The sequence below is a fragment of the Pseudomonas sp. NFACC14 genome (genome assembly GCF_900106885.1).
GTDB lineage: Bacteria > Pseudomonadota > Gammaproteobacteria > Pseudomonadales > Pseudomonadaceae > Aquipseudomonas > Aquipseudomonas fluorescens_AA.
Genome location: NZ_FNOA01000025.1, coordinates 42,618 through 69,141, shown reverse-complemented (window position 1 = coordinate 69,141; position 26,524 = coordinate 42,618). Strand labels below are relative to the sequence as shown.

Here is a 26,524-nt window from a genome sequence, read left to right as displayed (position 1 = left end):
CACTCTTTTCACTCGTTTCATCGGGCCAGCGGATCGGCCCACGGAGAACACCATGACCCAGACCCTGCCCGCAACGAGCGCAGAGTGCGTGCTTTATCCCCTCACCACCCCGCAACTGGACATCTGGCTGGACCAGGTGCTGCATGCTGACAGCCCGTTGTACAACATCGGCGGCTATGCCCGCATCAACGGCGCGGTCGACGCCACGCTGCTACGGGCGGCCTTCAACCAGGTCGTCAACGGCCACGATGCCCTGCGGATCCAGCTGGTGCCCGGCTCCAGCGAGCACCCACTGCCGCGCCAACGTTTCCTGGGGCCGGTCGACGCCCCGTTGGCGGTGCACGACGTGTCGGGCCATGCCGATCCAGAGGCCAGCGCATTGGCCTTGCTGCAGGCCGAGCTGCAAACCCCGTTTTCCTTTGACGATGGGCTGCTGGTGCGCGCGGACCTGGTCAAGGTCCGGGAAGACCTCCACTACTGCTTCGTCAATTGCCATCACCTGATCATCGATGGCTGGTCCTTCGCCATGATTGGCCGAACACTCAGCCAGGCCTATACCGCCCTGCATGACCAGGCGCAAAACACGGCGACGGCCCCCACCTATCAAGCGTATGTCGAGCAGCAAGTCGCCAGCAAAGACTCGGTTTCGTTCCAGCGCCAGCGCCAATACTGGTTGGAGAAGTACCGCACACTGCCCGAGCCCCTGCTCGCACCCCGTCATCCGGGTCGGCTCGACCAGCGCCTGGCGCCCAGCCAGAACCATGCCTGGCGCTTGCCCCGGGCGCTTTACAACCGTCTTGGCGAAAACGCGAAGGCCGCGGGCCAGGCGACGGTCTTCCACGTCATGCTCGGGGTGCTGTACAGCTACTTCGCGCGCACCGAGCAACGGGATGAAATCGTCATCGGCCTGCCCATCCTCAACCGCGCCAATGCCGCACACAAGGCCACGATGGGCTTGTTCGTCGGCATGAGCCCGGTACGCCTGAGCCTGGGCACCGACCTGAGCTTCAGCGACCTGGTTGCCAAGATTGCCCTGACGCTCAAGCAGGATTATCGCTACCAGCGCTTCCCGCTGAGCGAATTGAACCGCGAACTCGGCTTGCAGAACCTGGGGCGGCGGCAGTTGTTCGACGTGGTGGTGTCCTACGAGCAGGACCAGGACACCTGGTACGGGCCCGCGCCGGCACAGCCGGTCAAGCTCAGCAATGGCTACGAACAAATGCCACTGGCAATGCACGTTCGTGAGTCCGCGCCGCAAGACGATGTGTGGATGCACTTCATCTACAACGAGGCCTATTTCGACGCGTCGCAGATCGAGGCCTTGCAACAGCGCTTCATGAACATCCTGGCGTGCGTGGCCGCTGATTTCGACGTGTCGGTCGCGGCCCTCGACCCGCTGGCGCCCACTGAGCGCCGATTGCTGCGGGACTGGAATCGCACCGACGTCGACTACCCAAGGGATGTGCTGCTCCATCAACTGATCGAAGCCCAGGTCGCCACTCGCCCCGATGCCATCGCGGTGCGCTTCGCAGACCAGGCGCTGACTTACGACGCGCTGAACCGTCAGGCCAACCGCCTGGCCCATGCCCTGCTGGAAACCGGGCTTGGCCGCGACGATCGCGTTGCCATCTGCCTGGACCGCAGCCTGGAGATGGTGGTCGGCCTGCTGGGCATTCTCAAAGCGGGTGCCGCCTACGTGCCGCTGGACCCGGGTTATCCGGCCGACCGTTTGAGCCATATGCTCAGCGACAGCGCGCCCAGTGCCCTGATCACCACCCAGGGGTTATTGGCGAACCTGCCCGCCGTGACGATGCCCGTGCTGTGCCTGGATGCCGACTCTGAAGCGCTGTCTCGACAACCGACGCACAACCCGGACCCCGCCGCGCTCGGGCTGACGCCGCGACACCTGGCCTACGTGATCTACACCTCCGGCTCCACCGGCTTGCCCAAGGGTGTGATGAACCAGCATGACGGGGTCGTCAATCGCTTGCTCTGGGCGCGCGATGCCTATGGGGTCGATGAACACAGCCGGATCCTGCAAAAGACGCCGTTCAGTTTCGACGTGTCGGTCTGGGAATTTTTCCTGCCGTTGCTCAGTGGCGCGCAACTGATCGTCGCCGCCCCCGACGGCCACAAGGATCCGCACTACCTGATGGACATCATGGCGAGCGCCGGCATTACGCTGCTGCATTTCGTCCCATCGATGCTGCAGGTCTTTCTCGACCAGGTGGAGCCACAGCGCCTGCCCGCGCTCCAGCAGGTCTTGTGCAGCGGCGAGGCCTTGCCCCATGCCTTGCAGAAGCGTTTTTTCGAATGTTTGCCGACGGTGCAATTGCACAACCTCTACGGCCCCACCGAAGCGGCCGTCGACGTGACGGCCTGGCATTGCCGGCCCGATGCGCACGACGGCATCGTACCGATCGGCCGACCGATCGCGAATATCCAAATGCATGTCCTCGACGCGAACCTGCAACGGCTGCCACCGGGTGTGGCCGGCGAGCTGCACATCGGTGGCATCGGGGTCGCGCGGGGTTACCTGAACCGTCCCGAACTGACGGCCGAGCGGTTTATCCACGACCACTTGGGCAGCGAGCCCCAGGCGCGGCTGTACAAGACCGGCGACCTCGGGCGTTGGCTGCCCGATGGCAGCCTCGAATACCTGGGACGCAACGATTTCCAGGTGAAAATCCGCGGCCTGCGCATCGAACTGGGCGAGATCGAAGCCCACCTGCTCGCCTGTGATGGTGTCAAGGACGTGGTCGTGATTGCCCGCCAGGAAGCCGGCGATGCGTACCTCAACGCCTATTGGGTGAGCGAGCCCGGCTGCTCGCCATCCCCGCAAGCGCTGCGGGAAACCTTGCGCCGGCAGGTGCCTGACTACATGGTGCCCAGGCACCTGGTCGAGCTCGATCAGTTCCCGTTGAGTGTCAACGGCAAGCTGGACCGCAAGGCCCTGCCCGAGCCAGCAGCCAACCCGGGTAGCGATACGACAGCCCCACGCACGGCGTTGGAAGAGGCCCTCGCCGAGTTGTGGCGGGACAACCTCAAGCGCTCGACGTTGGGCATCCATGACAACTATTTCATGCTGGGCGGCGACTCCCTGAAAGTCATCCACTTGCAGATCCATGCCCGTGAACAAGGGATTGCGCTGACCCTGGCGCAGGTCTACCAGTACCCCACCATCGCCCAGTTGGCCGAGGCCCTGGCGTCCGGGCAAACCCCGGCCACCGAGCTCGAACCCTTGGCCCACGTGGCGCCTTTCGCCCAGGTTCCGTCGGCAATCCGCCTGGCCAGCGAAGGCGTGTTCGATGACGTGTTTGCCGCTTCGCAGCTGCAAGTCGGGATGATTTATCACTCGATGATGCACCCGGATTCGGCGATCTATCACGACATCTTCCGCTACCGCTTGCGCCTGCAGTGGGATGCGCCGGCGTGGGAGCGGGCCTGTACCGCATTGATCCGGCGTCATCCGGCCTTGCGCATGTCGTTCGATATCGGTCACGCCGAGGTGCCCATGGCCCGGGTGCACTCGAGCGTCGAGCCGCCGGTGCAAATCATCGATGTCTGCTCAATGAGCCCCGACGCCCGGGCCCACGCCATCGCCGCCTACGTGGAGGAGCGCAAGCGTTACCGCGAAGACTGGCATCGGGCGCCGCTGTATCAGTTCTGCGTGTTCGTCGCGGAGACTGAAATCGACCTGGTCTTCAGCTTCCACCATGCGATCCTCGATGGCTGGAGCGTCGCCACCTTGATGCGCGACCTGATCACGCTCTACACCTCGGCACCGGGCACCGACGCCCTGCCGGCCCTGACCACCACGCCAGCCGACTTCGTGGCCCTGGAGCAACAAGCCATGGCGACGCAGACCCACCGCCGGTTCTGGCGCGAATACCTGCACGATGCGCCGGCCGCGGCCATGACCAGCTGGATCCATGGAGTGGCACCAGACCCGACGCCGCACCGCTCGGCCTACCGTGAACTGCCGGCCGCGGACCTGGCCCGGCTCGAAGCCTTCTGCCAGGCCCGTGACCTGCCCCTGCGCGCGGTCCTGCTGACGGCCCACGGTTTCGCCCAGGCAATCATGTCCAATCAAAAGGACGTGCTGTGCGGTGTGATCAGCCATGGCCGACCGGCATTCGAAGATGCCGCTTCGGTCCTGGGTCTGTTCCTCAATACCCTGCCGGTACGCTTCAGCAGCCAGGGCCAGAGCTGGCTGGAGCTGATCCGGGCAACGATTGCCCAGGAACAACAGGTCTTTGCCCATCGGCGCTATCCGTTCGCGTTGATTCATCGCGAGACCGATGTCGCCTTGAACGTGGTGTTCAATTACGTCGATTTCTACGTGCTCAAGGACCTGCTGGCCCAAGGCGAAGAGATCCTCACCGATTGGGAAACCACGGAAGCGAGCAACTACGACTTGCTGACCACCCTCGGCCGCCACCCCGCCAACGGTTCGCTGATGTTGAAAATGGACTACCGCACCGCGCGTGTCGCTACGAGCCAGGCCGAAGCCTATGCCGAGTACCTGCTGCGTACGCTGGAACTGATGATCGCCGCGCCTGAGGCCAAACCGGCCATCCCGGCCTGGCTGCCGCCCGTCGACCGAACTACGCCAGAGGCCGCTACGCCCTTGCCCCACGACAACCTGTCGAGCGTGTTACTGGACAGTTTCGCGCGTCATGGCGAGCAGACCGCCGTGAGCTTTGGCCAGGCCCGTCTTTCCTACCGCCAACTGCACGATACGTGCGCCCGACTGGTGAACTGGCTGCACCGCCACGGTATCGGCCAGGGGGATCGGGTCGCGATCATGATGCCCCGCTCGCCCGACCTGATCGTCGCCTTGCTCGGTGTCGTACAGGCCGGCGCCGCCTACGTTCCGATCGACCTGAGCTATCCGCAGGAGCGTATCCAGTTGATTCTAGAAGACTCGCAGCCACGCCTGGTGCTGTTCGCCGATGCGTCTGCGAGCCTGGCGATGGCCCTGGCAGGCCAGGCCGATACGCGCCACTGGGACAGCGTGGTCGCCGGCTTCGACGACAACCTGGCCGGCAGTCACCAACAGGTGGCCGCCATTGCCGCCGGCATCATGGCTGAAGACAACGCCTACTTGCTCTACACCTCGGGCTCGACCGGCCGCCCCAAGGGCGTGGCCATGCCACACCTGGCCTTGACCAATATGATCCTCTGGCAGAATCGCCAGCAGGCGCAGGATGTCCATGGGACACAACCGCTGAAGACGCTGCAATACGCGCCCATCTCGTTCGACGTTTCGTTCCAGGAAATTTTCTCGACCCTGTCCAGCGGTCATGAGCTGGTGATGATTGACGAAGGGCTGCGCTATGACTTCATCCGCTTGCTGAAGTTTATTGGCGCGCAAGAGGTGAATCGTCTGTTCCTGCCTTACGTCGCCTTCCAGGGCTTGGCCGAAGTCGCCACACAACTCGGTATCCACCCCACCTCGCTGCGCCAGATCAACGTCGCCGGCGAGCAGCTGAAAATCACTGCCGAAATCCGCGACCTGATCGATCGCCTCGGCGATTGCCGGGTCGAGAACCACTATGGCCCGACCGAGGCCCATGTGGTCACGAGCCTGCGACTTGAAGGCGCGACGGCGACCTGGCCGAGCATGCCGCCGATCGGCACGCCCATCGACGGGGTACGCCTGCATGTCCTGGACGCGGCAGGCAACCCCTGCCCGGTCGGCGTGACGGGCGACCTGTTCATCGAAGGGGCCTGTCTCGCCAATGGTTACTGGAATCGCCCCGACCTGACCGACGAGCGCTTCATTTATCGCCAGCTCGAGGGACAGACCCGACGGTTGTATGAAACCGGTGACATTGGCTTCTACTTGCCTGGCGGCGATCTGGTGTACCAGGGCCGCAGCGACGCTCAAGTCAAGATTCGCGGTTACCGCGTCGAGCTCGGCGAGATCGAAGTGGCCATGCTCGGCTCCGCCCGGTTCAGGGCCGACATCGAGCAGGTGGCGGTCATCGACAAGACGGCAACCGACGGCAGTCGTTATCTGGTGGGCTTCGTCCAGGCCCTGCCAGGTCGCGAGCCGGACCTGGACCAATTCAAGGCGGAAATGCGCCTGGCGCTGCCCGACTACATGGTGCCGAACACGCTGGTCAGGATCGCGCAGCTACCGCTCGGGCCCACGGGCAAGATCGACCGGCAGCGCTTGCAAAAGATAGAAGTCCAGACCACCTTGCAGCGGTCCTTCATTGGCCCGCGCAATGCCATGGAAGATCTGCTGCAAGCCTACTGGCAGGAAACGTTGGACCTGGACAACATCAGCGTCCACGACAACTTCTTCGAGCTGGGGGGCAATTCGCTCAAGGCGGTGCGACTGGTGGCCATGCTCGCCAGACATCGAGGCCTGGAACCTTCGCTGTCCAACTTTATCCAGGCGCCGACCATCGCCGAATTCGCCCAGGTGCTGCAACAGACCGAAACCGGGCACCCCGGCGCCGGCGCGCTGGTGGACTTCAAGAATGCCACGCGCAAGCCGACGTTGTTCCTGGTCCACCCCATCGGCGGACACGTGCTGTGCTATGCGGCACTGGCGCGGGTGCTCAAGGACCAGGTCCACCTGTATGCCCTGCAAGCGCCAGGCACATGGGATGGCCGTGAACCGTTGCAATCGGTGCAGGCCCAGGCGGTGTACTACGCGGACGCCATTGAGCAGGTCGCCCCTGAAGGTCCCCTGAACATAGGCGGCTGGTCCTATGGCGGCGTCGTGGCGTATGAGCTGGCCAGCGAGTTGCAGCGGCGCGGACGGCGCCTGCATAACGTGTTCCTGCTGGACACCATCGTGCGCGTCAGGCAGGGCGAGGTGCGGATAGAACGCAGCGAGTTCATGAACTGGTTCATGTGGGAACTGCTCAGCGGCGACGGCCAGAAGGAATACGCCTACCACGCCCTCGACTTCACCTCCCTGGACGACCCGCAGGCCTTCGCGGCGATCCGGCAGCACGGTGTAGACCAGGGCATTTTCGACGAGACCATCACCCTGGAGACACTCGATCAGTTGTTCCGGGTGTTCCATGCCAACTGGCAAGGGCTGCTGGACTATCGCTTCCCGCCACTGGACCTGCCCATCACGCTGTTCGCCGCGGACGTCGAGCTGCCCGATGTGCTGCAAGCTCCCCATGAACTGGTGGGCACCGCCTTCCGCGACCCGTACCGCGGCTGGCGCTCGATTGCGCCCCACGTGCAGCGAGTCGCCGTGGAGGGCGACCATCTGACCATGATGCGCGAGCCGCACATCGAGCGAGTGGGCCAGTGCATCCGGTCGCGGATGGACCTGGCCCGGGCCAGGAACGCCGAATCCGTAAGCGCACTGGCTTGACCATGACCACCGATCACGGGGCCGGATTGACGGCCCCGCTTGACTCCATCGCCCGGTCGTTCCGGGCCCGATACAGGTGAAACAGCATGACAGCACCCAAAAAAGCCATTGTCGCCGGTGCCGGGATCGGCGGGCTGACCGCCGCCATCGCGCTGCAGCGCGCGGGCTGGCAGGTCAAGGTCTTCGAAGCGGCCCAGACACTGCGCACCGGTGGCACCGGCTTGTCCGTCATGGCCAATGCCATGGCGGCGTTGCACTCGATTGACGCCCATGTTCCGGTGGAACAGGCCGGCCAGGTGATCCGCGACTTCTTCTTCAAGAAGCACCAGGGCGATGCCATCACCCGCATGCCGATCCACGAGATCGGCGAACAGTTGGGTCATCCCAGTGTGAATATCCAGCGCCCGCTGTTGCTACGGGCGTTGGCGCAGCAGCTCGCCCCCGACACCTTGACGACCGGGCTGCGCTGCACGGGGTATGACCCTCGCCCCGATGGTGTGGTGGTGCGGTTCGAAGACGGCAGCCTCCGGGAAGCGGATCTGTTGATTGGCGCCGATGGCCTGAACTCGGTGATTCGCCAGCAGATGCTCGGCGAAACCCCAACCCGCCCATCGGGTTATGTCGCCTGGCTGGCGGTGGTGCCCTTCAGCCATCCGGTCATGACCGAAGGCTACGTGGCGCATTACTGGGGACGTGGCAAGCGCTTCGGGCTCTGCGATGTCGGGGACGGCCAGGCGTACTGGTGGGGCACCTGCAATCACGAAAACGCGGCGGATGCCGCCTTGAACATCAGCAAGCAGGAAGTGTTCGCGGCCTACGCCGGCTGGGCGCCGGAAGTCGTGGCTGCCATCGAGGCCACCCCTGAGAGCGCCATACTGAAAATGCATGCCCGGGACCGCCATCCCGTCGAGCAATTCTGCGATGGACACGTGGTGCTCTTGGGCGATGCGGCTCATCCCATGCTGCCCAGCCTGGGCCAAGGTGCCGCACAAGCGATCGAGGATGCCGTGGTACTGGCCGATCGACTGACGCAAACGCCGGACCTGCGCACCGCGCTGCTGCACTACCAGGCCCATCGTCACCCCCGGGCCAACGGGATCGTCAATGCCGCACGCTTCATGAGCGGTATAGAGCAAACCGAATCGACCCTCGCCTGCTGGCTGCGAGAATGGTATATGCGCCTGACGCCACAGAGCAGCTTGCGGAAAAAGAACATCGACCTCCTCTCGTTCAAGCCCTGCGCATAACCTCGCGAAACAGTCACCGAGGGGCCTGGGCGGGACGGCGTGCCTCCCGTCGTAGACCGGCGACATTAAAGCGTCAATGACAAAAAGCGACTCCTACATAGACAAAAAACGACATACACTGGAATGAAAATCGATAAATGAGAATTCTTCACCATACTGGGAATCCAAAATCGAGACACTGCTGCCAGACAATTCCTACATTGACGATCATGAAAAAACAGGCTTTCAAGATTCGAGCCCCGAACACAACCCTTTAATTTAGCTGAATATTTCCCTGACACCGCGCTGAAAGCTGTCCCCGCGGCGATCATCGCGAGGAAAAAAACCTTTGACCCAACGTGTTTTTGCCCGGAGGTATCCAAGAACCGACACCCCACTGACTGACCCGGAATGTCCCTGTTTTCCCTTACAGACTTTTCCCACATGGAAACGCCTAATAGCCCTACCGGCTAAACCGTTTAAGTCAATAGGTTCACAAGACGATATTGGCTCCAAGTATCAACTCCAGAAGAGGCTCAAGCATTTTGGAAGCGGTCGGATTTTCTTCCGTCAACATCACGGATGCGGAGTTTTTTCGAGTAAGCAGGAATAAGGACTATGAATCGACATGCGTGTATTGAGGGTGCAGAAAAATCGCACCTCTACGTAGAGCTAGGAAAGCTGATTTCAAGTGTCGGACACGAGAGCTTCTTGACCAACATGCACCAGATGATCGAAACAACGGTGCCTGTCAGTCGACTCGAATTGAGTGAATGGACAGCCGACGACACCCAGTCGAACGTTCTCGATGTACAGCTGCTGGGGTATGCGGGTGCGGAAAAAAACGTGCACATGCAATCCCCCTGCCCCACCACGGCGATACAGCGCAACGATCACCCCTTGGTGAAAAGAGTGCTGGAGGTGGATGACGCCCTGCTGATCCATCTGAACGCACGGATGAAAGACGAAAGAGGCAATGACTGCCTCGGCACTTCCCACCAGTGCATTCTGATTTCACGCAAGGCCAACCGCCGCTGTGTGATCTCATTGCAACGCCCTCAGGTACAGCGCGACTTTTCCCTTCAGGAACTGTCCTTTCTGAAATACCTTTCCGAAACGCTGTTGCCCCTGGCCGAGCGTCATGCGCACCTCAATCGCCAATCTTTCAAAGCCTCTGGCAGCGCTACGGGCCATTCACTCGATGCCGCCGAACAGACCCAGTTGCAACGGGATTTCAATGATCGATTGAGCCCCTGCGACGTCACCCTTTCCGTGCGGGAAAAAGAAGTCTGCCTAGGCCTGCTGGCCGGGGGCACCGTGCCGGAAATTGCGGAAAAGCTGCAGGTCAAGAACAGCTCCATCGAAACCTACCTCAAGCGTGCCGCCGCCAAGCTGGGCGTGAGTGGGCGCCATGGGCTGGCGAAGTGGATGATCGGATCATGACGGCTCGCCGCGCACGGCCCGCCAGAACCCGCCTGCCTGCGCCTGCGGGGTCTGGGCAGGCACCACAATGAGATAACAGGTCGATGCATAAACTCTTGAGCCCCCTGGCGGCCGCGGCATTCATGCTGGGCGGTTGTTCGCTGATCCCGGACTACCAACGTCCCGACGCACCGGTCGCCGGGCAGTATCCGCAAACCTCGGCCTATGCCCCGGCCTTGTCGGGGCCTCTGGCGGCCGAACAGGGTTGGCGTGACCTGTTCCAGGATCCGGTGCTGGCGCAACTGATCGAAAGCGCGCTGGCCAACAACCGCGACCTGCGGGTAGCGGCCCTGAACGTCGAGGCTTACCAGGCGCAGTATCGGATCCAGCGGGCGGACCTCTTCCCGGCGATCAGCGCCAACGGCACCGGTTCGCGCCAGCGCCTGCCGGCCAGCCTCACCGGAACCGGTGACGCAGGCATCAGCAGTTCGTATTCGGCAACCCTGGGGATCAGCGCTTATGAACTGGACCTGTTCGGGCGCATACGCAGCCTCAGCGACCAGGCGTCACTGATCTATCTGTCCAGCGAAGAGGCCCGTCGCAGCAGCCAGTTGAGCCTGGTGGCCAGCGTGGCCAGTGCCTACCTGACCTGGCGTGCCGACCAGGAACTGCTGGCGCTGACCCAGGACACGCTCCAGTCCTATGAGCAAAGCCTGCGCCTGACCGAACGCAGCAACCAGGTCGGCACCGCCTCGGCCTTGAACCTGAGCCAATCGCGAACCTCGGTGGAAAGCGCCAGGGCCAGCCTGGCGAAGTTCCAGCGCCAGGTCGCCCAGGACCTCAACAACCTCACGTTGCTGGTGGGCACATCGGTCGCCGACGACCTGCCCGGCCGTCCCTTGGCATCGGACCTGCTCAGCGAAGTACCGGCGGGCCTGCCTTCGGACTTGCTGCAACGCCGGCCAGACATCCTGGAGGCCGAGTACCTGCTGCAATCGGCCAACGCCAACATCGGCGCGGCCCGTGCCGCCTTTTTCCCGAGCATCAGCCTGACCGCCAACGCGGGCAGTTCCAGTACGGAACTGTCCGGGCTGTTCAAGGGCGGGTCGGGCAGCTGGACGTTTCAACCGCAGATCAACCTACCGATTTTCAACGCCGGCAGCCTTCGGGCGAGCCTGAACTACTCGAAAATCCAGAAAGACATCCGCGTGTCGCAATATGAGAAAGCCATCCAGACCGCCTTCCAGGAAGTGTCCGATGGCCTGGCGGCACGCAAGACCTATAAAGACCAACTGATCGCCCAGCGCGACCTGGTGCAAGCCAACCAGGATTACTACCGCCTGGCGGAGCGACGTTATCGCATCGGCGTGGATAGCAGCCTGACGTTCCTCGATGCCCAACGCTCACTGTTCAGCGCCCAGCAAACCCTGATCGTCGACCGGCTGTCGCAGCTGCTCGCCGAAGTCAATCTGTACAAGGCCCTGGGCGGGGGTTGGGTAGAACGCACAAGCAACGTGACTGTGAGGTGACTGCAAATGGGCACATTCGAACCCGGGGCACTGGTGCGCTTACGCTCGGGAGGCAAGACGATGGTGGTCAAACATGCCTCGTCCATCTCCCAGATGCCGGATACCTTGCTGCTCCTGTGCGAGTACCGGGCCAAGAATCGCCTGGTGCAGGGCTTCTATGCGATCCGCGACCTGATTCCAGCCTCTGGAAACCCGGGCACTGAAAGATCATAGCGACCCGACCAGCCGGCCCCTGTGGCGAGGGGATTTATCCCCGCTGGGCTGCGCAGCAGCCCCAAAGAAGCTGAACACAATCAACCTGACACTCCTCGGCGGTAGGTTCCGGGGCTGCTTCGCAGCCCAACGGGGATAAATCCCCTCGCCACAGGTGGGTGCCCATCAAGGATCACAATCCGATGGGACACCGCAAATAGTCCTCGATCCCGCCTCTTATGCCCGTCACACCAACGAACCCTGTGGGAGCGAGCTTGCTCGCGATAGCAGTGTGCCAGTCCACATCGATGCAACTGATCCGACGCTATCGCGAGCAGCTCGCTCCCCCAAAGGGGCGTCGTCGGGCTTGGGAAAGCGTCAACGGAACGTTGCTCTTGCGCTCATCCCACACAACCGCTGATCAGTTAGTCCGGCTTTTTGACACTTTCCCCGATATGCGGTCACAACTTTTGCGCTCCGTTGGGTCATAACACGAAGGTCGTCGATGGAATGTTGACGTCTACCTAGGTTTAAGCCTGATACGGAGATAAGCTCATGATTTTCAACGTACAAAATTTTGGCGCCAAAGGAGATGGCATCACAGACGACACGGCAGCTATCCAGAGTGCGATCGATGCAGCGGCTGCGGCCGGCGGTGGGCAGGTGTACATGCCCACTGGCACCTACATCGTTTCGGGGGGTGAGGAACCTTCTGACGGCTGCCTGATGCTCAAGAGCAACGTCTATCTGTACGGCGACGGCATGGGCGACACCACAGTCAAGCTGGCCGATGGCTCCGACACCAAGATCACCGGCATCATCCGCTCGGCCTATGGCGAGGAAACCCACGATTTCGGCGTGAGCAACCTCACCATCGACGGCAACCGCGACAACACCACCGGCAAGGTCGACGGCTGGTTCAACGGCTATATTCCCGGCGAAGAAGGCTACGACTCCAACGTGACCCTCGACAGCGTCGAGATCAAGGATTGCTCCGGGTACGGTTTCGACCCCCACGAGCAAACCGTCAACATGGTCATCAAGAACAGCGTGTCCCACGGCAACGGCCTGGACGGTTTCGTCGCCGACTTCCTCAGCGACAGCACCTTCGAAAACAACGTTGCCTACAACAACGACCGCCACGGTTTCAACGTCGTCACCAGCACCCACGATTTCACCATGACCAATAACGTCGCCTACGACAACGGCGGCAATGGCATCGTGGTCCAGCGCGGCAGCGAGAACATTCCCTCGCCCAGCAACATCACCATCACCGGCGGCGAGGTGTACGGCAACGGCGCCGAAGGTGTGCTGGTCAAGCTCTCCAGCGAAGTGACCGTCACGGGCATCGATATCCATGACAACGCCAGTGCCGGGATCCGCATCTACGGCAGCAACCACGTCGACGTCATCGATAACACCCTCAACAACAACGCCCTGGGCAGTGCCGTACCGGAAATCATCATCCAGTCCTACGACGACACCCTGGGCGTGTCCGGCAAGTACTTCAACGGCAGCGATAACCTCATCCAGGGCAACACCATCAGTGGCAGCGACCTGTCGACCTACGGTGTCGCAGAGCGCAATGAAGACGGCACCGACCGCAACGCCATCATCGCCAACACCATCAGCCACACCAGCAAGGGTGCCACGCTGGTCTATGGCGACGGCAGCTACGTCAGCGCCACGGTGCCGATGACCACCGTACAAGGCACGGCGGGCAACGACACCCTGCTCGGCGGCGCCGCCAGCGAGATTTTCTATGGCGGCGCGGGTAATGACACCATCAATGGCGCGGCCGGCGGCGACATCCTCGTCGGTGGCGCAGGCGTCGACAAACTCACCGGCGGCACCGGCGCCGATACGTTCCGGTTCGTCGCTCAGTCGGACAGTTACCGCAACGCGACTACCAGCTTCGATGACACCATCACCGACTTCGACGTCACCCAGGACAAGATCGACCTCGCCGGCCTCGGCTTCACCGGGTTGGGCAATGGCCGTGGCGGCACCCTGCAGGTCAGCTACAGCGCCAGCAACAACCGCACTTACATCAAGGACTTCGACGCCGATGCCAGTGGCAATCGCTTCGAGCTGATTCTCTCGGGCAACCTCGCCAGTACCCTGACCGCCAGCAACTTCATCTTCAACCGGGTGATCACCGGCACCAGTGGCAGCGACTCGCTGCTGGGGAGCGATGCGGCCGACACCTTGCTCGGCCTGGCGGGCAATGACAGCCTCAGTGGCGGCGCCGGCGACGACAAGCTCGACGGCGGTGCCGGCATGGACACCCTCACCGGTGGCGCAGGGGCGGATACCTTTGTGTTCGCCAATCGCCTGGACAGCTACCGCAACTACAACACCGGCGGCGCCAACCTGGGCGACCTGATCACCGACTTCAACGTCAGCGCCGACAAGATCGACCTCTCGGCCATGGGTTTCACCGGCCTGGGGGATGGCAAGAACAACACCGTGTACCTGGTGCTCAACAGCGCCGGCACCAAGACCTACATAAAATCCCTGGAAGCCGACGCCAACGGCAACCGCTTCGAAGTGGCGCTGGACGGTAATTACCTCAACACCCTGACCAGCGCCAACTTCGTCTTCGCCACCACGTCGCCGACCAACCAGGCGCCGGTGCTGGCTACGCCGCTGGTGGATCAGAACGCCACCGAAAACACCCCGTTCAGCTACGTGGTGCCGGCCACCAGCTTCACCGATCCGGATAACGACAGCCTGAGCTACACCGCCAAGCTCGCCAACGGCAACCCCCTGCCCAGTTGGCTGACCTTCGATGCCGCCACTCGCACCTTCAACGGCACGCCTCCCGACACCGCGTCGGGCACCTACTCGATCCAGGTCACGGCCACCGATGGCAGCAACGCCACCGTCAGTGACAGTTTTACGCTCGCCGTGCAGGACGTCCCCACAGCCATTGTGATCAATGGCACGCCGAACAACGACACCCTGACCGGCACCACGGCCAATGAGCAACTGTTCGGTGGCGCGGGCAACGACACCCTCAATGGCGGCGCCGGCAACGATATCCTGGTCGGCGGCACCGGGGTCGACAAACTCACCGGTGGCACCGGCGCCGATGTGTTCCGCTACACCTCGAAACTCGATAGCTATCGCACCAGTTCCACCAGCGCCAGTGACCAGATCCTCGACTTCGACGTGACCGCCGACAAGATCGACGTGTCGGCCCTCGGCTACACCGGCCTGGGCAACGGCCTCAACGGCACTTTGCAGGTCACTTACAGTTCGTCGACCAACCGCACCTACCTCAAGGACCTCACGGTCGACGCCAATGGCAACCGGTTCGAGATCTCGATGGCGGGCAACTTCGTCAGCAGCCTGACGGCCAATCACTTCGTCTTCGCCGACCAGACCAACCCCAGCAACGTGGCCCCGGTCGTGGCCACCCCACTCCTGGACCAGAACGCCAGTGAAAGCACGCCCTTCAAATACACCGTGGCGAGCAACAGCTTCACCGACGCCAACCAGGATGTGCTGACCTATACCGCGACCCTCGCCAACGGCAACGCCCTGCCCGCCTGGCTGAGTTTCAATGCCACCAGCCTGACCTTCAGCGGCACGCCAACCAGCACCGCCGCGGGCAACTACGACATACTGGTCAAGGCCACCGATCCCTCGGGCGCCTCGGTCAGCGACAACTTCAGCCTGGTGGTGGCCGATGCGCCCGCCAACACCATTACCGGCACCAACAACGCCGAGACCCTCAACGGCACGACAGGCGCGGACCTGATCCTCGGCCTCGGCGGCAACGATACGATCAAGGCCGGCACCGGCGCGGACATCGTCGACGGCGGTGCCGGACGGGACTCGTTGTACGGTGGCGATGGCGCCGACACGTTTCGCTACAGCAACCTGTCCGACAGCTACCGCGACTACGACACCGGTGGTGTCACGGCCACCGACACGATTTATGACTTCACCGTTGGCGTCGACAAAATCGACGTCTCGGGGCTGGGCTTTCTCGGCCTCGGCGATGGCAGCAACGGCACGTTGTACATGACCCTGAACGCGGCCGGCGACAAGACCTACGTCAAGTCAGCCGAAGCCGACGCCGATGGCAATCGCTTCGAGATCGCCCTCAACGGCAACTACCTCAACACCCTCACCGCCAACGACTTCGTCTTCGGCGAGCGTGCCCAGCAGGACATTCTCTACCTGCCCACCCTCGGCCAATCCAATGCGCGCCTGCTGCGCATGACCGAGGACGACGACCAATCCGGCACCTCGATGCTGGTCAATGACCTGAACCGCTACACCACCTACGACGTGCGCAGCCAGTTCACCGATGCCGATGGCAACGGTATCGACATCGCGGTCGGCGGCAGCACGGTCAACGGCCTGTCCACACTCAGTCCCGAGGAACTCCAGCTGTGCTGGTGGCTGACAGACACCAACCAGCCCGGGCCGGCACTGTTGCGGGCGGTGACGTTGCTGCGCGACCAACGCACCGAACTGCAGTCGATCGACAACGTCACCATGGGCATCATCTGGGGCCAGGGCGAGGAAGCCGCCCAGGAAATCGCCCGCGCCACGGACAAGGCCGCGGCGGCAGCGGCCTACAAGGCTGCAACCTTGAAGGTGTTCGATTACCTGCACGCCCAGTTCGGCAACTTCAGTGTGTACATGATGGAGACGGGGCACTACGAGCAGGACGCGGCGCGGGCCCGGGGTTACTCGGAAGAGAAAATTGCCTCCATCGTCGAAGGCGTCGGTTATGTCCGCGCCGCCCAGGAGGCCATGGCCGCCGAACGCGCCGACGTCAAGCTGGCGGTGGACTACACCGACCTGCCCTTGCGCTACGAAGTCGATCCGCTGGTGTATCCCGACGATGTCTGGCACCTGCACGAAGAATCGGCGGAAATCGTCGGCCAGCGCCTGGCCGACTACATCGCCGATGACCTGGGCTTCCACGGCAACCCCAACGACAACAACAGCGTGCAGGACATTTTCGACAACGCCCAGAACCAGGGCGGACACATTTCCGGCACCGACCAGGACGATACCCTGGTGGGCAGCTCGGGCAACGACACGATCGATGGCGACCTGGGCGCCGACACCATGACCGGCGGCGATGGCAACGACATCTACGTGGTCGACAACGCGTTCGACAGTGTGGTGGAAACCAACACCTCGGCCTCGCAGATCGACACCGTGAAAGCTTCGGTCAGTTGGACCCTGGGCGCCAACCTCGAAAACCTGGTGCTCACCGGCATATCGGAGATCGACGGCACCGGTAACGAGCGGCGTAACTTCATCACCGGCAATGCCGCCCATAACGTGCTCGATGGCGCCGCCGGGGCCGACAGCATGAGTGGTGGTGACGGCAACGACAGTTACTTTGTCGACAATGCCGACGACAGCGTCATCGAGACCAACAGCAATGCGACGACGGGAGGCGTCGACAGCGTGCACAGCAGCCTGGCCGCCTATACGCTGGGCAGCAACGTCGAGAATCTGTACATCGACAGCACTGGCGCCGCCAATGGCACGGGCAACGCGCTGGACAACACGCTGTTCGCCGGCGCCGGCAACAACATCCTGGACGGGCGCGATGGCAACGATACGGTGTCGTTCGAACGAGCCCTGGCCGGTGTTACGGTGAACCTCTCGACGTCTGCGCAACAAAACACGGTGGGTTCCGGGCTCGACACCTTGAAATTCATCGAGAACCTGACGGGAAGCGCCTATGCCGACAGTCTGTCCGGTAACAGCGCGGGGAACATCCTGAATGGGGGTGCAGGCAACGATACGTTGGTGGGCGGTTCGGGCGATGACCGGTTGATCGGCGGCGCAGGCACCGACAACCTCACCGGTGGCACGGGCGCGGACACCTACGCGTTCGGTGCGCTGTCGGACATGGGCGTCGGGGCTTTGCGCGATGTGATCAACGGTTTCAAGAGCGCGGAGTTCGACAAGTTGGACCTCACCGGCCTGGACGCCAACCCGGCGACCGCCACCGTCGATGCCTTCACGTTCATCGGCAGCAATGCCTTCGACGCCACCAACGCCACCGGCCAGTTGCGCTTCGTCGATGGCATCGTCTCCGGCAGTACCAACGCCGACGCCACCCCCGAGTTCGAGTTCGAACTGGTGGGCGTCAAGGAGCTGCACGCCAGCGACTTCACCGCCTGAAGCAAGCCCCCACAAGGGGGCTTGGCCCCAGATTAGACTGTGGGAGCGAGCTTGCTCGCGATGACGGCAGCACATCCAGCATGGATGCTGACTGACCCACCGCTATCGCGAGCAAGCTCGCTCCCACAGGAGGGCGTGCTGTGCCTGAAAGATTGAAGGCAGGCACAGCGCCTGGACAGTTTTTGTGGCGAACTTGAACCCTGGATTGTCTAGAACAAGCTTTGCACCTGTTCCAGCACCGCGCGGCTCATCTGGCCGGTGTGGGTGTGCAGGCTCACATAGCTTTGCAGCATGTCGAGCTTGGTATTGAGCAGGTCCCGGCGGGCCTGGAACAGCCGCTGCTGCGCATCAAGAATATCCACCGTGGAACGCACGCCACCCTGGAAGCCTTTTTCCGTCGACGCCAGTGCCCGCTGGTTGGACTCTACCGCCCGCTGCATGGCCTTGCTCTTGGTGAACCCGGCGACGACGCCCAGGTAATCAGCCTCGATGTCCTCGGCCAGTTGCTGGCGCTGCACGTCGTAGTCGGACTGGGCACCCGCCAGTTGTGCTTCGGCCTTGGCCACCGAGGCGCGTACCGCCCCGCCGCGATACAGCGGAATGTCCAACTGCACGCCCACGTAATAGGTGTCCTGGCGCGGGTCGAGTTCCTGGTATTGACGGGTTTCCCGGCGGGTCAATTGAGTGGTCAACGACAAGGTCGGATAATGTCCGGCGCGCTGACTGTCGGCCTGGGCTTCGGCGACTTTCACCGCCGCCAGCCGGGCGGCCAGCTCGGGGCTGGCCTGGCGGGCAATCGCCGTCCAGTACGGCAAGTCCTGCTCCGGCGGGATCGGGCTACCGGCGGCCAGTTCTTCGCGCATCGGCAGGATGTCATCGATGGGCACGCTGGCCCGCCCGGACAACGCTCGCAAGGCGGCCACGCGGCGCGCCTGGGCTTCAGCCTCCTGGGCTTGCACCAGGTCGAGCCGCGCCTGAGCCTCATCGATATCGGTGATCGCGCCCTGGCCACCCTCGTACAGTTTTTTGCTCTGGATGACCAAGCCATGGATGGCCGCCTTTTGCTGCTGGATCAGCTTGATCTCGTTCTCGGCCCGGGCGACGTCGAAATACCCCTTTGCCACCCGGTCATACAAGGTCTGGCCGGCCACGTCGAACACCTGGATACCCAGTTGCCCACGCGCCTTGCCTTCCTGGTACGCCGCCCAGCGGGCCTTGTCGTAGAGCGGCTGTTGCGCCGCCAGGGTGACGTTGTTCGCCTGGTAATCGTTGCTGTTGACGTAGGTGCTGTCGTCACCGCCGTCGGTTCGTCCACCGTAGCCGTAGCGCGAGATCAGCGACACTTGCGGATAGAGGCCACCACGGCCGATGTCCTCTTCGTGGCGCGAAGCTTCAAAAGCATGGGCCGCCGACTGCACGGTCGGATCGTTGAGGCGCGAGGCATCGTAGGCGGCGGTGAGGCTCAGGCCCCCCTCGGCAGCCCATAGCGGATCGATCATCGCCCAACCGGTATACAGGCCCAGCAACACACGACAACGGTAGCGACAACGGTCGACCATGCTCATTCCTCCTTGAAGGCTGCCAGCAAGCGTTCGCGCAAAGGCTTCATCAGGTAATTCATCAAGGTGCGTTCGCCCGTCACCACCGTGACATCGGCGAGCATGCCGGGGCGCACCAGCAGGCCGGCGCTCTGCAACGCGACGACGGTCTCGGCGGGAATCTCGACCTTGGCGGAGAAGTACGGTTGGTGCGTCTGCTCATTGATCAACTGATCCGCCGACACCGTCGTCACTGTGCCGGTGACCGTCGGTGTATCCACCCGTTGCAAGGCCGTGAAATGCACATGTACGGGCAGGCCCGGGCGCAGTTTGTTGGCCATCAGCGGCTCGAAACGAGCGGTGATCGCCATCGGCGCATCCAGCGGCACCACCTGCATCAGGGTCTGGCCGGCCTGCGCAACGCCGCCAACCGTATGAATGCTCACGTCCATGACCTGCCCGGCCACGGGCGCGCGGATCGCACCGTTGTCGACTTCAAACTGCAAGGCCCGGATCTGATCGGCATAACCGGCCGCCTCGGCCGAGACTTCGCTGAGCTGGGTTTCGGCATCGCGGCGGAACTCCTGCTGCGCCTGCAAGGCCTTGAGCCGGCTTTCGTTGATCGCCTGCCGGGTCCTGCCGACATCGCCCACCCCAGAAGCGATCTGCCCCGCCAACTGGGCCGCGTTGCGCTCGGCCTCGAACAGTTTGTTGCGCGGCACGTAGCCTTCCCGGGCCAGGTCACGCAGGCCTTCAAGCTCTTGCTGCTGGAAGCGCATCTGCGCGTCATAGTTGCGCTTGACGCCTTCGTAGCCCAGCAGTTGCTGCTGCAATGCCGCGGCTTCGTGCTCGATGATCTGCAAGCGGCTGCCCAGCTCCGCACGGCGGGTGATGAACAACTGGCTCTGCAACGCCATGGCCGCCTTGACCCGTGGCTCGTCGGCACGCGCCAGCAGCTCCGCGGGCCATTGGATTTCGGCGCTGCCCAGGCGCTCGGCAATCAAGCGCGCCTCGACGCTGCGATCATTGAGCAGTTTGCCCAGGGTTACGTCGAGTTGCGACTGCGCCTGCACCGTGTTGAGTTGCACGAGCAATTGCCCCTGGGTAACGCGGTCGCCATCGCTGACCAACAGCTTTTCCACCACCCCGCCGACCAGCGACTGCACCGCCTTGCGCTCCCCCGCCACCACCACGGTGCCGCTGCCCACCACGCCCTGGTCGAGTGGCGCCAGGCAAGCCCAAAGCAGGAAAGCACCCAGCGTCAGGACCAGGAACCCCACGCCATAACGCGCCGCACGCCCGGCATCGGTCCTGGCGCTGGGCAGCGCCAGGGTGTTGCGCACGCTCAGCCCCTGCTCGCTGTAAGCGTGTGCCTCCGGGATCAGATCACGCATCTTTGCCAGCCTCCCTGACCGTGGCCGGTCGCGGCCCCGGCATCAATGCCTTGAGCACCCGGTCCCGAGGGCCGAACGCCTGTTGAGTCCCGTCCTTGAGCACCAGGATGTGATCGACCACCGCCAGCACACTGGGCCGGTGAGTGATCAACACCACGGTGCTGCCGGCCGCCTTGAGCGCACTGATCGCCTGGACCAGCGCCGCCTCGCCGGCGTCATCGAGATTGGAGTTGGGCTCATCGAGCACGATCAGCGACGGCCGCCCATAGAGTGCGCGAGCCAGGCCCAGGCGTTGTTTTTGCCCACCGGACAAACCAAGTCCGCCGGGGCCCAGCGGCGTGTCGTAGCCCTTGGGAAACCTCAGGATCATTTCGTGGATGCCGGCATGCCGTCCGGCGGCGATGATTTTGTCGGCGTCCTGCTCACCGAAACGGGCGATGTTGTCGGCGACCGTGCCGTCGAATAACTCGATGTCCTGGGGCAAGTAGCCAAGGTGTGGCCCCAGGGCGTCGTGGGACCACTGGCTGATCTCGGCATCGTCCAGGCGCACCGACCCGCCCATGGCCGGCCAGACACCGACCAGGGCCCGGGCCAGTGTCGATTTACCGCTGGCGCTGGGCCCGACCACGGCCAGCACGTCGCCCTTGGCGAGGCTGAAATTGATCCCGCGCAGGATCGGCTGCGAAGCCCCCGGCGGGCCGACATATAACTGTTCCAGGCGCACCGCGCCGCTGGGCGGTGGCAACGGCATGCGCAGGCGTTCACGCGGGTGCTGGGCCAGCAATTGGCTCAGGCGCTGATAGCTCTGGCGCCCGGCGTTAAATTGCTTCCACGAGCCGATGGCGATTTCCACGGGCGCCAGGGCTCGCCCGAGCAACAGCGACATCGCAATCATCATGCCCGCCGACAGTTGGCCTTCGAGCACCAGCAAGGCCCCCAACCCCAAGGCCAGGGACTGCCCGGAGATCCGCACGAAACGCGTCGCCGAAGTGATGCGCGCGCCGCGGTCGCTGGCGTGGGCCTGGGCGGCAATGATGCGTTGCTGCAACAGGCTCCAGCGCTGGCGCAATGGCCCGAGCATGCCCAGGGCCTGGATGACTTCAGCGTTGTGCAGCGTGCTGTTGACATAGATCGACGACTGCACCCCCAAGCGATTGGCTTCTCCCAGGCGCGTGCGCGTGGCCAGTTCGCCCCACAGCGCCAAGCCGATCAGCACCAGGGCGAGCACCAGCGTCAGCACGCCGAACCAGGGATGAAAGATGAACGCCACCAGCAGGAAGATCGGCAGCCAGGGGGCGTCGAGCAATGCGATCAGGCCCTGCCCAGTGATCAATTGGCGCAACGTCGCCAGGTCGCTGAGCACCTGCGCCGGGTTGGCGTTGTGTTCGCGCAGGCTGCGGGCGAAAGCCGCGTCGAAGATCCGCTCGCCCAAGGCATCGTCCAGCCCCGCGCTCATACGGATCATCACCTCACCGCGCACCCACTCGATCAAGGCACTGAACATGAACAGTCCCAGGGCCATCAAGGTGAGCATGAACAAGGTGGTTTCGTTGCGGCTGGTCAGGACCCGGTCGTAGACCTGCATCATGTACAGCGACGGCACCAGCACCAGCAGATTGATCACGCCACTGAACAACGCCAACGCCCAGAACACCCGGCGGTAGCTCAGTAAGGCAGCATCGATGTCATGACGCGGATCGAGTAGAAACCCCATGGGAAATCGCCTGCAAAAGAAATTGTCGGTCTAGGACGCAATCCATCGCGAGGCTCTTTTCATCGAGAGAGCTCGAGAAAAAACTATCTAGCTAATGTGCCGATACCAGGGACGATCCTCATCCCTACAGGCGCCAATTACTGACAACGCGACCGCAGGTTAGTGCCGGTTCGCAAGGCTGGATTTACAAGTGGGTGACAGGCGGAAGGGCCGCGCTTCAAGACTGTGGTTTTTGCGTCTGGAATGGGCTGGAAAGACGGTTTTGTTGACGCCAGTAACGTGGCGTCAACAGAGCAAAACGTGGGGCTAGCCGAGGGAAGCGACACGCTCAGGCTGGGGCGAATGCCGCGACGTCGCCAGACCGATGAAGGAAATGACCAGTGCCAGGCCCAAGGTCGTGCTGACCTCGCTGCGGTGCTCGGGGGTGATCATCATGACCGCCAGCGCCGCCGAGATGAACACGATGACCAACCAGGTCAGCCAAGGGAACAGCCACATGCGAAAAGGCAGCTCGATGTTCTGTCGTTGCATCATTCGGCGCATGCGCAGTTGCGAGATGGCGATCACCAGGTACACCAGCAAGGCGATGGCGCCGGAGCTGGCGAGCAGGAACTGGAACAGGCCGGCGGGCATGAAATAGCTGAACAACGTGACACCCGCGCCCAACACGGTACTGGCAATCACCGCCGACCGTGGCACACCGGCCAAGGACGTGACCTTCCAGGCCTTGGGCGCATCGCCACGGCGCCCCAGGGAATACAACATCCGCGAGGCAATGTAGATCGAAGAATTCATGCAACTGGCCACGGCGATCAGCACCACCACATCCACCAGGAATTTGGCGTGGGGGATGTTCATCAGCTCCAGGGCACGCTGGTAGGAGCCGACTGAAGCCAGGAGCGGATCGTTCCAGGGCACCACGGAAATGACCACGAAGATCGACAGCAGGTAGAACACACCGATACGCCAGATCACCGAACGGGTGGCCTTGGCGATGTTCTGTGCAGGGTTATCGGATTCGGCGGCGGCTATCGTCACCGCCTCCGTACCGATGAAGCTGAACATGATGGTGATGAACGCGCCCACCACCGCCGACAGGCCGTTGGGGGCGAACCCGCCATGCTCCTCCATCAACCGACTCAGGCCACTGGCTTCACGCTCGGGAATCCAGCCCATCAGCACCGCGAACCCCAGGGAGATGAAGCCGATGATCGCCACGACCTTGGCCATGGCGAACCAGAACTCGAACTCACCGTATTTCGACACGCTGAACAGATTCGTCACGGCCAACAGCACGATCGACACCGAGGCGAACAGCCAGGCATCGACGGCGGGAAACCATTGGTTGAGTACATGACCGGCGGCCAACGCTTCGATGGGAATCACCAGCACCCAGAACCACCAGTAGAGCCAACCGATGGTGAAGCCTGCCCAACGCCCGATGGCCTGGTCGGCATAGGTGGAGAAGGAGCCGGTGTCCGGATTGGCGACGGCCATCTCGCCCAGCATGCGCATGACCAGGACCACCAACAGCCCGGAAAACAGATAGGCCAGCATGACGGCCGGGCCGGCGGCGGCAATGGCGTGGCCCGATCCCACGAACAGACCCGCGCCGATGATTCCGGCGATGGACAGCATGGTGACGTGACGAGGCTTGAAGCCCTGTGCCAGATGGCCGTTCGAGTCCTTGAAGCTGGGGCTGGTCATTTTCTTATTCTCTTGTGATCGAACATTGAGACGCGCGCAGGGACAGTCGGTGTTGCTGGTTTTCCCGCCCCTCCTGGAAGCGGCACCGGTTGGCTGTGTTGATCCACCTTGGGCGAACGTGCGCACTCGCGGTGAAAAGTCGCGCCACGTTACCTGCCTTCCCTCTGGAGTCAGTTACCTGAACGCGCCATCTCTGTGCCTGATTTCGCCACGTGAAAACATGGCATTTTGCCTCTTGCCAGGCGTCTGGACCGTGGCATTCAGCTAAGTCGTCGAGGAGCGGCAACGAAATAAATCCTTTAAAAACTTTACTGGGTTAAGTATTTTGCATGCCTATGCCCGGCCTGTTGCGAACCACATACCCTGTGGGAGCGAGCTTGCTCGCGATGGCGGTGTTTCAGTCGACTTGAATGCGGCTGATCCACTGCTATCGCGAGCAAGCTCGCTCCCACAGGATTGGTGCGCCGAGGTCTTCAACCTCTTCTTTACGACAAGGACCCTCCCGTGAGCGGACTGCGTGAACGTCAAAAAGCCGAACGCCGGCAAGCCATCAGCAAGGCGGCGGTCGAACTGTTCGAGCGCCAGGGTTTTCAGAACACCACCATCGAACAGATCGCCAGCCAGGCCGGCGTATCGGCCCCCACGGTATTCAAGTACTTCGGCAACAAGCAGGAGATCATCCTGGAAATCCTGCACGACGCCGACCAGCGCGCGCTCACGGACACCCGCAGCCGGATGCCTGAAATCGAGGACCCGGTCCAAGCGCTGTGTTATCTGGAGCGGCTGTTGACCGGTTACGCACTGGAGGTCATGCATCCGAGCCTGTGGCGCGAGTTGCTGCCGCTGATCCTGTTTGGTGGCGATAACGGGCTGCCCGAGGGGTATCGCGCCATGAACGATGCGCTCAGGGCCGAAATCAGTGGGCTGATCAGGGAATTGCAACAGGCCGGCAAATTACGCGCCGACCTGGACGTCGACCTCGCCGCGTTCCTGTTGAACGACTATTCGCACTTACAGCTGTTCAGGCTGGTCAACCAGGAACAGCCGGACATCGAGGCACACTCCACCCAGGTCCGGCGGATTACTGAGTTGCTCTTCCTGGGCATGCGCGCCTGAGGGCATCACCCACCGATACGGACCCGGCGCCGCAGCGCCGGGTCACGCTGGTCAGTGATGGGTCTTGATGCCGATCCAGGTGCGGGTGCGGATCCGCTCCACGGCGGCCGGCACCGGCTCCAGGGCGAACAGGGTCTTGCGTGCCTCGTCCGGCACATACATGGCGGGGTTGTTGCGAATGTCGGCATTGACCAACGCGGTGGCGTCCTTGTTCGGGTTGGGGTAACCGATCTTGTTGCTGATTCGTGCGATGACATCCGGACGCAAGATGTAATTGATGAACGCATAGGCTTCCTTGGCATGAGGGGCGTTGGCGGGGACCATCATCACGTCCGACCACATCGGCGCACCTTCCTTGGGCAGCACCATTTCCACCTTGACCCCCTTCCCTGCGTCTTCGGCCAGTCGCTTGGCCAGGGCCACCCCTCCGGACCACCCCACCCCTACGCAGATCTCACCGTTGGCCAGATCCATGCCATAGCGTGACGAGTTGAAGTAGGTGATGTAAGGCCGGACCTTGAGCATGGCCGCCTGCGCCTTTGCGTAGTCCTCACGTTTCTGGCTGTTGGGGTCCAGCCCTTCGTAGTGCAAGGCAATGGGCACGATCTCGTTGGCGGCGTCCAGCAGACCGACGCCACAACTGGCCAGCTTGGCCATGTTCTCTTCCTTGAAAAGGATATCCCAGGTGTTCATCTGCACATCGGCACCCAATACCTGGCGCACCTTGTCGACGTTGTAGCCGATCAGGGTCGTGCCCCACAGGTACGGCGCTGCATAGCGGTTGCCCGGATCGCCCACCGCCTCCAGGGACTTCATGAACTCAGGGTCCAGGTGCTGCCAGTTCGGCAACTGGCTGCGGTCCAGGGGTTCGACGGCGCCGGCGGCGATCAGGTGACTGACGTTGGTGCTGCTCGGGTAGACCACGTCATACCCGGAGTTGCCGGTCAGCAGCTTGGACTCCAATGTCTCGACACTGTCGAAGACGTCATAGATGGGACGGATGCCGGTTTCCTCTTCGAAACTCTTGAGGATTTCAGGCGGCAGGTACTCGATCCAGTTGTAGATCCGCACTGTCCGCTCTTCGGCCAGGCTCGCGCCACTGACCAGCATCGAAACGACAGCGCCCAGCAAGGTGTTGCGCAAAAGCATGTTCATGATCAAACACTC

The 26,524-nt window shown here is 62.7% G+C and carries 12 protein-coding genes; 7 read left to right on the top strand and 5 right to left on the bottom strand.

Features of this window, described 5'->3' with window-relative positions; genetic code table 11:
- Positions 1 to 52 precede the first annotated feature (52 nt).
- The 6 genes from BLU85_RS26095 (at position 53) to BLU85_RS26070 (ending at position 17,888) form a co-directional block, all read left to right on the top strand.
- A complete protein-coding gene (locus tag BLU85_RS26095; protein ID WP_092204601.1) occupies positions 53 to 7,351 on the top strand; it encodes an amino acid adenylation domain-containing protein in 7,299 nt (2,432 codons plus the stop codon).
- 86 nt (positions 7,352 to 7,437) lie between these two features.
- On the top strand, positions 7,438 to 8,598 hold the full coding sequence (locus BLU85_RS26090; RefSeq protein ID WP_092204600.1) for an FAD-dependent monooxygenase: 1,161 nt from the start codon (positions 7,438 to 7,440) through the stop codon (positions 8,596 to 8,598).
- A gap of 597 nt (positions 8,599 to 9,195) precedes the next feature.
- Positions 9,196 to 10,020, top strand: a complete 825-nt coding sequence (locus BLU85_RS26085; RefSeq protein ID WP_092204599.1) for a helix-turn-helix transcriptional regulator — start codon at positions 9,196 to 9,198, stop codon at positions 10,018 to 10,020.
- 83 nt (positions 10,021 to 10,103) lie between these two features.
- Entirely contained in the window at positions 10,104 to 11,528 is a 1,425-nt protein-coding gene (adeC, locus tag BLU85_RS26080; protein ID WP_092204598.1) for an AdeC/AdeK/OprM family multidrug efflux complex outer membrane factor, read from the top strand.
- 6 nt (positions 11,529 to 11,534) lie between these two features.
- A complete protein-coding gene (locus tag BLU85_RS26075; RefSeq protein WP_092204597.1) occupies positions 11,535 to 11,741 on the top strand; it encodes a hypothetical protein in 207 nt (68 codons plus the stop codon).
- 534 nt (positions 11,742 to 12,275) lie between these two features.
- A complete protein-coding gene (locus BLU85_RS26070) occupies positions 12,276 to 17,888 on the top strand; it encodes a putative Ig domain-containing protein (RefSeq protein ID WP_092204596.1) in 5,613 nt (1,870 codons plus the stop codon).
- 209 nt (positions 17,889 to 18,097) lie between these two features.
- Here BLU85_RS26070 and BLU85_RS26065 read toward each other — a convergent pair whose 3' ends face one another.
- From BLU85_RS26065 to BLU85_RS26050, 4 genes are all read right to left on the bottom strand, one after another.
- Positions 18,098 to 19,447 carry a TolC family outer membrane protein gene (locus tag BLU85_RS26065; protein WP_092204595.1) on the bottom strand — a complete coding sequence of 450 codons (1,350 nt, stop codon included), beginning with the start codon at positions 19,445 to 19,447 and terminating at the stop codon, positions 18,098 to 18,100.
- Positions 19,448 to 19,449: 2 nt separating this feature from the next.
- Positions 19,450 to 20,820, bottom strand: a complete 1,371-nt coding sequence (locus BLU85_RS26060) for an HlyD family type I secretion periplasmic adaptor subunit (RefSeq protein ID WP_092204594.1) — start codon at positions 20,818 to 20,820, stop codon at positions 19,450 to 19,452.
- Positions 20,813 to 22,534 (bottom strand): type I secretion system permease/ATPase, encoded by a 1,722-nt coding sequence (locus tag BLU85_RS26055; RefSeq protein ID WP_092204593.1) that lies wholly within the window; start codon positions 22,532 to 22,534, stop codon positions 20,813 to 20,815. Before BLU85_RS26055 ends, BLU85_RS26060 begins: the two co-directional genes overlap by 8 nt.
- Positions 22,535 to 22,840: 306 nt before the next feature.
- A complete protein-coding gene (locus BLU85_RS26050) occupies positions 22,841 to 24,241 on the bottom strand; it encodes an amino acid permease (RefSeq protein ID WP_092204592.1) in 1,401 nt (466 codons plus the stop codon).
- Between the two features lie 504 nt (positions 24,242 to 24,745).
- Between BLU85_RS26050 and BLU85_RS26045 the strand changes: the two genes are divergently transcribed.
- The gene (locus tag BLU85_RS26045; protein ID WP_072410139.1) at positions 24,746 to 25,357 is read left to right on the top strand and encodes a TetR/AcrR family transcriptional regulator; all 612 of its coding nucleotides are present in this window, start codon (positions 24,746 to 24,748) and stop codon (positions 25,355 to 25,357) included.
- 51 nt (positions 25,358 to 25,408) lie between these two features.
- On the opposite strand, the gene BLU85_RS26040 is transcribed toward BLU85_RS26045, so the two are convergent.
- Entirely contained in the window at positions 25,409 to 26,512 is a 1,104-nt protein-coding gene (locus tag BLU85_RS26040) for a polyamine ABC transporter substrate-binding protein (protein ID WP_092204591.1), read from the bottom strand.
- Positions 26,513 to 26,524: the final 12 nt, after the last annotated feature.

Coding starts and splice junctions, on each gene's coding strand:
- BLU85_RS26070 (WP_092204596.1), top strand. CDS start 12,276: ATGATTTTCAACGTACAAAATTTTGGCGCCAAAGGAGATGGCATCACA.
- BLU85_RS26050 (WP_092204592.1), bottom strand. CDS start 24,241: ATGACCAGCCCCAGCTTCAAGGACTCGAACGGCCATCTGGCACAGGGC.
- BLU85_RS26075 (WP_092204597.1), top strand. CDS start 11,535: ATGGGCACATTCGAACCCGGGGCACTGGTGCGCTTACGCTCGGGAGGC.
- BLU85_RS26085 (WP_092204599.1), top strand. CDS start 9,196: ATGAATCGACATGCGTGTATTGAGGGTGCAGAAAAATCGCACCTCTAC.
- BLU85_RS26040 (WP_092204591.1), bottom strand. CDS start 26,512: ATGAACATGCTTTTGCGCAACACCTTGCTGGGCGCTGTCGTTTCGATG.
- BLU85_RS26065 (WP_092204595.1), bottom strand. CDS start 19,447: ATGGTCGACCGTTGTCGCTACCGTTGTCGTGTGTTGCTGGGCCTGTAT.
- BLU85_RS26090 (WP_092204600.1), top strand. CDS start 7,438: ATGACAGCACCCAAAAAAGCCATTGTCGCCGGTGCCGGGATCGGCGGG.
- BLU85_RS26095 (WP_092204601.1), top strand. CDS start 53: ATGACCCAGACCCTGCCCGCAACGAGCGCAGAGTGCGTGCTTTATCCC.
- BLU85_RS26060 (WP_092204594.1), bottom strand. CDS start 20,820: ATGCGTGATCTGATCCCGGAGGCACACGCTTACAGCGAGCAGGGGCTG.
- adeC (WP_092204598.1), top strand. CDS start 10,104: ATGCATAAACTCTTGAGCCCCCTGGCGGCCGCGGCATTCATGCTGGGC.
- BLU85_RS26055 (WP_092204593.1), bottom strand. CDS start 22,534: ATGGGGTTTCTACTCGATCCGCGTCATGACATCGATGCTGCCTTACTG.